Here is an 11,956-nt window from a genome sequence, read left to right as displayed (position 1 = left end):
AAAAAAATGAGTACTAAAATAGCTATAATAGGCTTGGGATATGTTGGCTTACCTTTAGCAAGACTTTTTGCAACCAAATATCCGGTTGTTGGTTTTGATATCAATCAAAACAGGATCAAAGAATTGCGACAAGGGAAAGATACAACTTTAGAGGTTGAAGATGATGAACTGCAAGCCGTCTTGAAAGGGAAGAATGACAATGCTAACGGATTGTATTGTTCGGATCAGTTGGACGATATTAAAGATTGTAATTATTATATTATAACAGTACCTACTCCGGTAGATAAGCACAACAGACCTGATTTGACTCCGCTTTATAAAGCTAGTGAAACAGTAGGAAAAGTGTTGAAAGCCAATGATGTTGTGATTTATGAATCAACTGTTTATCCGGGAGTTACAGAGGAAGAATGTATTCCTGTATTGGAAAAAATATCAGGTTTAAAGTTCAATAAAGACTTTTTTGCAGGATATTCACCGGAAAGAATAAACCCGGGAGATAAAGAACATACCGTTGAAAAAATATTAAAAGTTACTTCCGGTTCAACGCCGGAAATCGGTCAGAAAGTAAACAATCTTTATAAGAGCGTCATTACAGCCGGAACGCATTTAGCACCGACAATAAAAGTTGCTGAAGCAGCAAAAGTTATCGAAAATTCGCAACGTGATATTAATATTGCTTTTGTGAATGAACTCGCTAAAATTTTTAATCTGTTAGATATCGATACACATGCAGTTTTAGAAGCAGCCGGAACTAAATGGAACTTCCTTCCGTTTAAACCCGGATTAGTAGGAGGGCATTGTATAGGTGTTGATCCTTACTATTTGGCACAAAAAGCGCAGGAGAAAGGATACCATCCCGAAATTATTCTGGCAGGAAGAAGGTTGAATGACAGTATGGGTGAGTATGTAGCATCACAGGTGGTAAAGCATATGATCAAGAAAGGAATTAATGTCAATAATGCTTCGGTATTGTTGTTGGGAATTACTTTTAAAGAAAACTGTCCCGATGTTCGCAATACTAAGATTGTAGATGTAATTCAGGCTTTGGAAGAATACGGAATGAAAGTAACTACTTTTGATCCTTGGGCAGATCCTAAAGAAGTGCAGCACGAATATAGCGTTGAAAGTGTAAAAGAGAAACCGGAAGAACAGTTTGATGCTGTTGTATTAGGAGTGGCTCATAAAGAATTCAGACAGATGGATTTACAGCAATTTTGTAAAACGCAATCGGTTATTTATGATGTAAAAGGAGTTTTAAGTGATAACGTTGACGGTAGATTATAATAAATGATGTTGAATAAAAATTTTGAAATAGCGATACAAGCTGCTGTAAAAGCCGGAGAAAAAGTAGATGAAATATATAATAATTTTGACGGAGAGGTTATTGTAAAAGAGGATGATTCACCTTTAACTATCGCTGATAAAGAATCAAATGAGATCATAAAAAACTTTTTGACAGCAACGGATATTCCCATTATAAGTGAGGAAATCAAAAATGCAGATTATTCTTTGCGAAAAACTTGGAATACCTGTTGGTTAGTTGATCCGTTAGACGGGACAAAAGAGTTTATAAAAAGGAACGGACAATTTACGGTAAACATTGCATTGATTGAACAAGGACGCCCTGTTTTCGGAGTGATTTATGTGCCCGTTTCAAAAGAACTGTATGTCGGGTTCGTTACTGAAAAAGAAAGCTATTATTACAAGAATGTAAACGCAGTTTTTTCATTGGAAGATTATATGAAAAATGCAGTTCTATTACAACCGGTTTCTCCATTATCTGAAATTAATGTAGTATGCAGCAATTCACATTTGAATGAAGAAACGGAACAATTTATTAAAGAATTAGAGAAAGATTTTACGAAGATAAATAAAGTGAATGCCGGAAGCTCATTAAAATTTTGTCTGGTAGCAAGCGGTAAAGCACATGTTTATCCGCGATTAGCGCCAACGATGGAGTGGGATACAGCGGCCGGACAGGCAATTTGTAATGCAGTAGGAGTTAAGGTCATAAACCAAGAAACAGGTAAAGAACTACAGTATAATAAAGAAAATTTACTCAACCCGAGCTTTGTAGTAGAAAATGAGTAAAGTTTCGCCAATACGACATATTACAAAAGCAATTACATGGCGTATCGTGGGCACATTAGATACTATGTTGCTTTCGTGGTTTATTACTGCTAACCCCTGGGTAGGTTTAAAAGTAGGAGTTGCAGAACTCATTACTAAAATGACCTTGTATTATCTGCACGAACGGATATGGTATAGAGTAGATCTTAGCCGATTAGGACTGAATGAAGATAGTAGAAAAAGACATTTACTGAAAGCAATGTCTTGGAGAATAGTAGGTTCGATAGATACTTTTATATTAGGATGGCTGATCTCAGGAGATCCGTTTATCGGGATAAAGATTAGTATTTTTGAAGTGGTAACAAAAATGATACTGTATTACTTACATGAAAGAGTTTGGTATCGTATAAAATTTGGAATAATAAAAACAGTTGACGATGAGTACTAATATTCATGAACATACTTTTGAAATTAATAAAGCTAAACGACAGGAGCTTTTAAAACAAAAAGCCGTTTTAGTTTGGTTTACCGGATTATCAGGATCCGGAAAGTCAACAGTTGCCGGAATGTTAGAACGAAAATTGTTTGACTTGAATTTTAAAACCTATCTTTTAGATGGGGATAATGTTAGAGGAGGCTTAAATTCTAATTTAAGTTTTTCTATTGAAGACAGAAAAGAGAATATTAGAAGAGTAGCAGAAGTAGCTCGTCTTTTTTTAGATTCAGGAACGGTTGTTTTAGCCAGTTTTGTATCTCCTTTGGAAGAATACAGAACGCTTGTTAAAGAGATTGTCGGTTCGGAGAACTATGTAGAGGTATTTGTAGATACACCACTTGAGGAATGTGAAAAAAGAGATGTGAAAGGACTGTATGAAAAAGCCAGAAAAGGACTGATAAAAGACTTTACGGGAATTTCGTCTCCTTATGAAAAACCCGTCAATCCTGATATTTGTATAGATACCTCTAAGCTAAGTCTTGAAAATTCTGTAAATTTGATTTTTGAAAAAATAAAAGATAAGATAACACATCATGAGTAAATATTATTTGAATTACTTAGATGAATTAGAAGCTGAAGCAATTTTTATCCTTAGGGAAGTTTGGGCTCAATTTCAAAATCCTGTCATCCTGTTTTCAGGAGGGAAAGATTCAATTGTTGTAACCCATTTGGCTAAGAAAGCTTTTTACCCGTCGAGTATCCCTTTTCCGTTAATGCATATCGATACCGGTCATAATTTTCCGGAAACAATGAAGTTCAGAGACGACTTGATAAAAGAGTTAGGGGTAGGATTGATCGTAGGTTCTGTTCAGGAATCGATCAATCAAGGAAGAGTAGCAGAAGAAAAAGGCAAAAATGCTTCAAGAAATGCGTTGCAAACAACAACACTTCTGGATGCTATAGAAACAAATAAGATAGATTGTGCTATAGGAGGAGGAAGAAGAGATGAAGAAAAAGCAAGAGCAAAAGAGCGCTTCTTTTCTCATCGGGATGATTTCGGACAATGGGATCCTAAGAATCAACGTCCGGAACTTTGGAATTTACTCAACGGAAAACATTTTCAAGGAGAGCATTTCAGAGCTTTTCCGATTAGTAATTGGACAGAGTTAGACGTTTGGAATTATATTAAAAGAGAAAATATAGCGATACCTTCTTTGTATTTTGCTCATGAAAGAGAAGTAGTCTGGAGAAATGATGCCTGGATTCCGAACTCTGAATTTTTGAAATTAGAAGAGAACGAAAAAATCGAATTCAAAAAAATCCGATTCAGAACACTGGGAGATATTACAATCACCGGTGGTATCGAATCTGATGCTGATACGCTACATAAGATTGTTGAAGAAGTAGCAGCAATGAGATTGACGGAGCGAGGGAACAGAGCAGATGATAAACGTTCTGAATCAGCTATGGAAGATAGAAAAAGACAAGGATACTTTTAAAAAAAGAATATGCAAATAGACAATAATCAGTTATTACGTTTAGCAACCGCAGGTAGTGTTGATGATGGTAAAAGTACACTTATAGGAAGACTATTATACGATTCAAAATCTATTTTTGAAGACCAGATAGCGGCTATAGAAAATACAAGCAAGAAGAAAGGATACGACGGAGTAGATTTAGCGTTGTTTACTGACGGACTTCGAGATGAAAGAGAACAAGGAATTACCATTGATGTTGCCTATCGGTATTTTACGACTCCTAAAAGAAAATTCATTATAGCCGATACTCCGGGACATATTCAATATACCCGAAATATGGTAACAGGAGCATCAACGGCTAACGTAGCAATCATCTTGATTGATGCCAGAAAAGGAGTTATAGAACAAACCAAAAGACATTCCTATATAGCATCACTTTTGCAAATACCGCATGTGATTGTTTGTGTGAATAAAATGGATTTAGTAGACTATTCAGAAGAAGTATTTAATAATATTGTTTCCGATTATGAAAGTTTCTCTTCAAAATTATTGATCAAAGATGTTCGGTTTATTCCGATAAGTGCTTTGGTTGGAGATAATGTCGTAAACGCTTCAGAACAAATGTCTTGGTTTAAAGGGTCGCCGCTTTTAAATACATTAGAAACCATGCATATCAGTAGTGATAATAATAAAATTGATGCCCGTTTTGCTGTGCAGACCGTTTTACGCCCGCAGAAAGACGAGTTTATTGATTACAGAGGATATGCCGGGAGAATATTAAGCGGAATTTACCGAAAAGGAGATAATGTAACAATTCTTCCTTCAGGTTTTACATCAAAGATAAAAACAATAGATTTTTATGACCAGTCACTGGAGGAAGCATTTGCACCAATGTCTGTTTCTATTACTCTTGAAGACGATATCGATATCAGTAGGGGTGATATGATAGTGAAAACCAACAATTCACCGGAACCTTCACAAGAGTTTGATGCTATGATCTGTTGGCTAAACAATAAACAAGCCCAGCCTCGTGCAAAATATTCAATTTTACATACTTCCAATGAGCAAAAAGCCATGATTAAAGATGTGGTTTATAAAGTGAATATCAATACATATGAAAGAAATGAAGAAGATAAAGACTTTCAGATGAATGATATCGGAAGAGTAAAACTCAGAACAACAAAACCGTTAATGATCGATTCGTATAGAGACAATAGATTAACAGGAAGCTTTATATTAATTGATGAGGGAACAAACGAAACGGTGGCTGCCGGAATGATCATATAAATCATTTCTCGCTTAACATATAATTAAAAAAATCACCGGAACAAAATTGAAGACTTCAGGTAGTTTACTAAGTACAACCATTATTTATACTATTGGGAATCTTGCGACTAAAGGGCTTAGTTTTGTTCTGGTTTTTTTTACGACATTCTATTTAACTCAGGCAGAAGTAGGAGAATTAGATCTGTTCCTAGTAACAGTCAGCTTACTGACTCCTTTTGTAACCTTTCAGTTAACAGATTCTATCTTACGTTGGCTGATAGAAGATAAATCAGAAGAGAATATCTCCGGAGTCTTAACGGTCTCTACTGCTTTGGTCCTTTTAGGCATTTTTCTCTTGGCATTGCTCAAAGTGGTAGTTAGTTTCTTTTACCCTGTTCCTTATGCCAATTATATTTTTGCTCTGCTGTTTTTTCAATCTTTTTATTTGTTATTTCAGCAATTTCAGAGAGCTGTTGGCGATAATAAAGGCTATGTGGTTTCCAGTATAGTATACACCTTAGTTTATGTTGTACTATCCGTCTTTTTTTTAGTTGTACTGGACTGGAAATTGGAAGGACTCTTGCTGGCTAATACCATTGCAGCTTTTATATCCTTGCTGTATGTTGTGCTTAAAAATAAAATATTTCAATACTTAAAGAAAGAAAGTTTCAGTTGGTCATTGGCAAAGCAACTATGGCAATTCTCATTGCCTTTAGTTCCTAATAATGTTAGCTGGTGGGCAATTTCTTCGGCAAACCGATACCTGATTTTACTTTTTTTGGGAGCATCTGCAAATGGAATATTCGCCATCGCTTATAAATTACCGACAATAGTTCTGTTGCTGATCAATGTGTTTTATCTTGCCTGGCAGGAAAAAGCGATTGCTATGTATGCCGATAAAGAACGCGATCTGTATTATACTCGCATTCTGGGAAAATATGTTGTGTTCTTGTTTTCCGTTTCCATTGTAATCGTCGGATGTAATAAAGTCTTTCTTACCCATTTTGTAAGCGCAGATTTTTATGATTCCTGGGAATACACAGCTTTATTGCTTGTAGGAATTGTATTCAATGCGCTGGCAGGGTTTTACGGAACAGGTTATTTGAGTGCAAAAAAAACATCAGGAGCCTTAAGCAGTAGTATTGCGGGAGGCTTAGTCGTAATTGCAATATCGTACATGACGATTCCGAAATACGGCTTATATGGAGCCTCTTTTGCAATCACAATAGGCTATTTGATCTTGTTTTTGATGCGTTTGTGGCAAACAAAATCCTATTTTAATATTCAGTTCCCGATAGTTTCCTTTGTTAAAATGCTGTTGGCATTTATATTGATTAGTTTAGCTAATTATTGGGAAATAGAAGGGATCCAATATCTGTTGCCTGTTGTGTCGTTGCTTTTTGTTTGGTGGATCAACCGACAAGATGTAAGTTTGCTATACCAAAAGATCAAAGCTAAACTACCATGAAAAAAATACTCTTTATTCATCCTGATCTAAAAGGAGGCGGAGCAGAAAAAGTCCTGGTAGATTTACTCAATAATCTTTCCAAAGAAAAATACGAAATTACTCTCTTTACCATTTTTGAAGAAGGGGTCAATCGAAAGAATCTTGATCCTGCGGTCAAACAATATAGTAGCTTCAAAAAGGTTTTTAGAGGTTATTCCGTTTTGCAAAAAATAATTTCTCCTCGCTTTTTGGCTCAATGGATAGCTAAAGATAAGTATGATATTGTTGTAGCCTATCTGGAGCATGTACCTACCCGTATAGCTTCTGCATTTCCTGAAGAGACCAAAAAAATAGCCTGGCTGCATACGAATGCAGATGTAAAACTTTTGTCGCAAACATTTAGGAGCTATGCAGAAACGGAAAAAGCATATCAGGCTTTTGATGCTATAGTTTGTGTGTCCGATTTGGCAAAAAAATCTTTGTTGAAGGCTATTCCGACTTTAGACGAAACGAAGGTTCAGGTAATCGAAAACGCTTTGGATGTAAATGCAATTTTGGAAAAAGCTGAGGAAAAACCGAAAATAGAGTTTACGAAAGAAGTTCTCAATTTGGTAACCATCGGCAGATTGGTTGAGGTAAAAGGTTACGATAGATTACTTCGTATTGCTTTGCAGTTAAAAAAGAAAGGTTTTTGCTTTAAACTTCACATTTTAGGCGAAGGCGAATTGGGAGGGAAGTTTCAAAAGTTTATAACAGAAAATGAACTAGAGGAAAATGTAGTTTTGCTCGGCTTTCAGGAAAATCCGTATGCAATCTTACAACAGGCAGATTTGTATATTTGTTCCTCATATAATGAAGGCTACAATACCGCAATTATAGAAGCTTTATTGTTAGAAGTTCCTGTGATTACTACAGATTGTTCCGGAATGACTGCTATTTTAGACGATAGCCGATTCGGAATTATAACTAAAAACAATGAAGAAGCTTTGTTGCAAGCTGTTGAAAAAGTATTACAGTCAAAAGAAGAACTTCAGTACTGGAAGAGCAAAGCGATAGAACGAAAAACGTATTTTATACAGCAAAATTCCGTTCAGAAAGTAGAAAATCTATTCGATTCGTTAGCATGAATAGTCAGCCAAAAATTTCAGTGATTATGCCGGTTTACAATGTAGAAAGATACATTGAAAAGGCTGTTACCTCTGTTTTAAAACAGACCTTTATTGATTTTGAACTATTACTGATTAATGATGGAACGAAAGATAATAGCGTAGTTCAAACAGAACGTTTTGTGGCGGATACGCGCGTGCAATGGCATCACAAAGAAAATGGCGGTTTATCGGATGCGCGGAATTTTGGCTTACAAAAAGCACAAGGAGAATACATCTATTTCATGGATAGTGACGATTGGATCGAACCTGACCTGCTGGAGGTAGCTTTGCAACATATTCGTCAATATGATGTTTTGGTATTTGGTTACCAATTGGATACTGAAAATGCCGACCGGGAAATGATCCAAACGGAAGAGGTAACAACAGAAGACACTATTTTAGAAAAAGGAAAACAACAAACGGCATTTACCGAAAAACAATTAGGCTTATTAGGTTATGCCTGGAATAAACTATACAAACATCAATTTTTAAAAGACAATCAACTTTTTTTTCCAAAAGGGATTTCATTAGTAGAAGACATATTGTTTAATGCTCAGGTTTTAGCTAAAACCGATGCGATTGTTTTTTGCAACCAAGCCTTGTACCACTATATCAATCGCCCGGTGACAACCTTGATAAAAACCTTTCATGCCAATTCATTTGCCCTTTATTTGCAAAAAGATGAAGCTCTGAATCAATTTTTATCAGTTTGGAATTTTTCTGTAAATGATAAAAAAACGGTTTTAGCGAATAGTTTAATGTTAGGATTGCGTTATTGTGCCAATAATTTATTTGCATTTAAAAATAATTTATCTGAACGAGAAAAATTTAATTACCTGAAAATGATGTTGCATAACAACAGAATGCAGGAATTGATAGTGTATTACCAACCCCAAACAGCCACGGATAAGCTTTATAAAAACATTGTTTTACACAAAAGAGTTGTATTTTTGTTTGCGTTGTGCAAAATGCTAAAATAAATGTCACTTACCCGATACATCCCCTTTTCATATAAAATCAGAACCTTATTGTTTTTACAACAATTTAAATCGTTACACTATTTTAAAGGCAGAAAAGAAAATAGTTCGGATAAAAAAATAGTTGTCTTTTTAGCGGCTAATTACAGCAATCTGGGAGATGTGGCTATTACGTATGCGCAAAAAAAATTCATTGCCGAAACATGTCCGGATTATAAAGTAATTCCGATTCCTATCAGCAAAACCTTAGAAGGAATTGTATGGGCAAAATCTATTTTGAATCCTAAGGATATGATTACTACTGTAGGAGGAGGGAATTTCGGAGATCTGTACGATCAGATCGAAACATTACGCCAGTTGGTTGTAGAGAATTTCCCGGATAATAAAATTATTTCTTTTCCGCAGACTTTTGATTTTTCGCCTTCCGAAAAAGGGAAAAAAGCACTGAAAACAGCTCAAAGATGTTATTCAAAACATCCCAATTTGGCATTTTTTCTCAGGGAGCAAAAGTCATTCGGATGGATGCAAAAAGCATTTCCCGAAGTGAGATCCTTTTTGACACCCGATATTGTTTTAAGTCTGGATCAGTCGGAACCGCAATTAGAACGAAAAGGAGTTACCCTAAGTTTGAGAAAAGATGATGAAAAATTATTGACTAAGGACGACGAAAAACAACTGCTGGATTTTATTTCAAACCGATTTCAACAAGTTGCTTTTTATGACACACATCTAAATAAAGGAGACCTTTCTGAAGCAGCATGTGACGCAGAACTGGAAAAAATATGGACCCAATACAAAACATCAGAATTGGTAATAACAGACAGGCTTCACGGAATGATCTTCAGTTATATTACCAATACGCCTTGTATTGTATTTCTGAATAACAACCATAAAATAGAAGAATCATACAATTGGATAAAAGAGTATGCCCCCATTATTTTGATGCGTGAATTTTCAGTTTCAGCATTTGAAGTAGCAATACAAGATATTTTTAATAAATTTAGTCAGCGAAAATACCATTCGTTAAAAGAACGATTCGAACCACTTAAAGAACAATTAACCTGCTAAATGTTTGACTTTGTTCCGATAGAGAGCTATACAACCATTTATTTTCAAATGCTGCTATTCTTTTTAATGGCAACGTTGCTGCACTCTTTTGTGTTGGCTATTGATGATTATAAAAATATTCGTTTTGTGAATTACTTTGGTCATTTTGCCTTATTATTTGTAGTGTTGTATATCGGATTGCGGCCTATTAGCGGGGTTTTTGTCGATATGACCATGTATGCTTATTCCTTTGAACGTTTTCAGGAAAATAATCCGCTTATTGTAACAGAAGATTATGCGTTCTACTGGTTTATGGATTTTTGTTCTCAGATCATGAATGTAGAAACATTCTTTTTAGTTTGTGCGCTCCTTTATATTGTTCCATTGTATATATTATCTGTAAAATGGTTCGGAAAATATTGGTACTATTCTTTTTTTATTCTGGTTGGATCATTGTCCTTTTGGGCATACGGAACTAATGGTATTCGTAACGGAATGGCAACTTCATTTTTCTTATTTTCTTTGATTTATATAGATAAAAGAGCCATAATGATTCCGTTACTCATACTGTCCTGTTTTTTTCATAAAACAATGATTTTACCCACAATGGGATTAGCACTGACATATTTTAATAACGATTCTCGAAACTATCTGAAAGGCTGGTTATTGTGTATCCCGATATCATTAATATTTGGGAATTATTTTGTAGAATTTTTTGCAAATATCGGTTTTGACGACCATCGAATTGACCAATATTTTACAGACCAAATTGATGAAGGAATTACACAAACCGGTTTTCGTTGGGATTTTTTACTATATAGTGCCACCGGAGTTTATGCGGGTTGGTATTATTTGTTCAAGAAGAATTTTCAGGATAAGCTCTATCAACGAATGTTTAATATTTATCTGTTTGCCAATGCTTTTTGGGTTTTGGTGATTAGAGCCAACTTTTCAAATCGCTTTGCATATTTGTCCTGGTTTATGTTAGGGATTATTATCATCTATCCATTGTTAAAAGGAGGTTTTCTGAAAGAAAAAAATAAATCCATCGGATTTGTCCTTTTAGGATATTACGCTTTTACTTACCTGTTAACCGTAATCTTAGTAAGGTCATGAAAAAGTTAAGTGTTATAATTCCTGTATATAACGTAGAAGCTTATGTAGAAAAGTGCATTCGGTCGGTTAAAGAAAGCGGTTTAGAAGAATCACAATATGAAATTATTGTAGTTGACGACGAAAGTCCGGATAAAAGTGTAGAACGGATACGGAATACTTTTCCGAACGATCCTGCTATTACCATTATTTCACAAAAGAATAAAGGATTGGGAGGAGCACGTAATACAGGCATTAAAGCGTCTCAAGGCAATTATCTATTATTTTTAGATTCTGATGATGTACTAACCCCGGGTGTTTTACAAGAATTACTTTTGATCGCCGAGAGTCAGGAAACTCAAATTCTGGAGTTCGGAGCAAAAGGAGTAGATATGCAGGGAAAAGAAATATATACAGTTCAAAATACTTCTGATGGAAATGTCTTAAGCGGAATTCAGTACTATAATACTATCCGTTATATGAATTCAGCTTGTAACAAGTTGTATAAGAGAACTTTTTTGCTGGAAAATGAATTATTTTTTTTGGAACGTATTTTTATTGAAGATTTTGAATTCAATACAAGAGCTTTTTACAAAGCAGCTAAAGTTTATGCAGTTCCGCAAATAGGAGCCTGTTTTTTACAGACTGAAAATTCCATAACCCGTAATTCAAACAAAGAAAAAAAACAAAAAATGGTTCAGGACATTAAGCAGGTTCTGGACATCACGCATACTTTATATCAAACCGGAAATGGGGAGTTATCAGAAGTGAAAAATTTTTTTGAAGAGCGCTTGAATTTTCTGGTTGCGACACTGTTTTACCATTTAATGAAAAACAAAGAACCGTTTGAAATAGTAAAAGGGATGAAAGAAGAGCTGCAAAATAAAGGAATGTATTATGTAGATCATCCGATTTACCAGAAAAATAAAAACCTGTTCCGGTTATTGATTTTAAAGAATATTTACTTCTATAAAATTTTTAGTTCTTTTTTATAA

12 protein-coding genes are annotated in these 11,956 nt (G+C 35.0%); all 12 read left to right on the top strand.

The annotated features are described in order from the left end of the window. Positions 1 to 6: 6 nt before the first annotated feature. Genes NHF50_RS04115 through NHF50_RS04060 form a run of 12 tightly spaced genes read left to right on the top strand, consistent with a single transcriptional unit; the run spans position 7 to position 11,956 of the window. Positions 7 to 1,284, top strand: a complete 1,278-nt coding sequence (locus NHF50_RS04115) for a nucleotide sugar dehydrogenase (protein ID WP_109568474.1) — start codon at positions 7 to 9, stop codon at positions 1,282 to 1,284. 3 nt (positions 1,285 to 1,287) lie between these two features. Beyond that, positions 1,288 to 2,091: a 3'(2'),5'-bisphosphate nucleotidase CysQ gene (gene cysQ / locus NHF50_RS04110; protein ID WP_308219301.1), complete on the top strand. Its 804-nt coding sequence runs from the start codon at positions 1,288 to 1,290 to the stop codon at positions 2,089 to 2,091. Then, positions 2,084 to 2,518: a DUF2061 domain-containing protein gene (locus NHF50_RS04105; protein ID WP_109568472.1), complete on the top strand. Its 435-nt coding sequence runs from the start codon at positions 2,084 to 2,086 to the stop codon at positions 2,516 to 2,518. The genes cysQ and NHF50_RS04105 overlap by 8 nt, the downstream gene beginning before the upstream one ends. Then, entirely contained in the window at positions 2,508 to 3,107 is a 600-nt protein-coding gene (gene cysC, locus NHF50_RS04100) for an adenylyl-sulfate kinase (protein WP_109568471.1), read from the top strand. Before NHF50_RS04105 ends, cysC begins: the two co-directional genes overlap by 11 nt. After that, the gene (gene cysD, locus NHF50_RS04095) at positions 3,100 to 4,005 is read left to right on the top strand and encodes a sulfate adenylyltransferase subunit CysD (protein ID WP_109568470.1); all 906 of its coding nucleotides are present in this window, start codon (positions 3,100 to 3,102) and stop codon (positions 4,003 to 4,005) included. The genes cysC and cysD overlap by 8 nt, the downstream gene beginning before the upstream one ends. Positions 4,006 to 4,014: 9 nt before the next feature. Then, positions 4,015 to 5,271, top strand: a complete 1,257-nt coding sequence (locus NHF50_RS04090) for a sulfate adenylyltransferase subunit 1 (protein ID WP_252775160.1) — start codon at positions 4,015 to 4,017, stop codon at positions 5,269 to 5,271. A gap of 46 nt (positions 5,272 to 5,317) precedes the next feature. Then, complete coding sequence (locus NHF50_RS04085; RefSeq protein WP_252775159.1) at positions 5,318 to 6,718, top strand: lipopolysaccharide biosynthesis protein; 1,401 nt, start codon at positions 5,318 to 5,320, stop codon at positions 6,716 to 6,718. Continuing rightward, positions 6,715 to 7,824, top strand: a complete 1,110-nt coding sequence (locus tag NHF50_RS04080; protein ID WP_252775158.1) for a glycosyltransferase — start codon at positions 6,715 to 6,717, stop codon at positions 7,822 to 7,824. Before NHF50_RS04085 ends, NHF50_RS04080 begins: the two co-directional genes overlap by 4 nt. Beyond that, positions 7,821 to 8,825 carry a glycosyltransferase family 2 protein gene (locus NHF50_RS04075; protein ID WP_256475983.1) on the top strand — a complete coding sequence of 335 codons (1,005 nt, stop codon included), beginning with the start codon at positions 7,821 to 7,823 and terminating at the stop codon, positions 8,823 to 8,825. The genes NHF50_RS04080 and NHF50_RS04075 overlap by 4 nt, the downstream gene beginning before the upstream one ends. Continuing rightward, a complete protein-coding gene (locus NHF50_RS04070; RefSeq protein WP_252775156.1) occupies positions 8,826 to 9,890 on the top strand; it encodes a polysaccharide pyruvyl transferase family protein in 1,065 nt (354 codons plus the stop codon). Next, positions 9,891 to 10,985, top strand: a complete 1,095-nt coding sequence (locus tag NHF50_RS04065) for an EpsG family protein (protein ID WP_252775155.1) — start codon at positions 9,891 to 9,893, stop codon at positions 10,983 to 10,985. It begins immediately after the preceding gene. Beyond that, a complete protein-coding gene (locus tag NHF50_RS04060) occupies positions 10,982 to 11,956 on the top strand; it encodes a glycosyltransferase family 2 protein (protein ID WP_252775154.1) in 975 nt (324 codons plus the stop codon). Before NHF50_RS04065 ends, NHF50_RS04060 begins: the two co-directional genes overlap by 4 nt.

The sequence above is a fragment of the Flavobacterium sp. NRK F10 genome (genome assembly GCF_024054235.1).
Classification (GTDB): domain Bacteria; phylum Bacteroidota; class Bacteroidia; order Flavobacteriales; family Flavobacteriaceae; genus Flavobacterium; species Flavobacterium sediminis.
The sequence above is the reverse complement of the archived record's forward strand: the minus strand, read 5'-3'. Positions and strand labels throughout refer to the sequence as shown.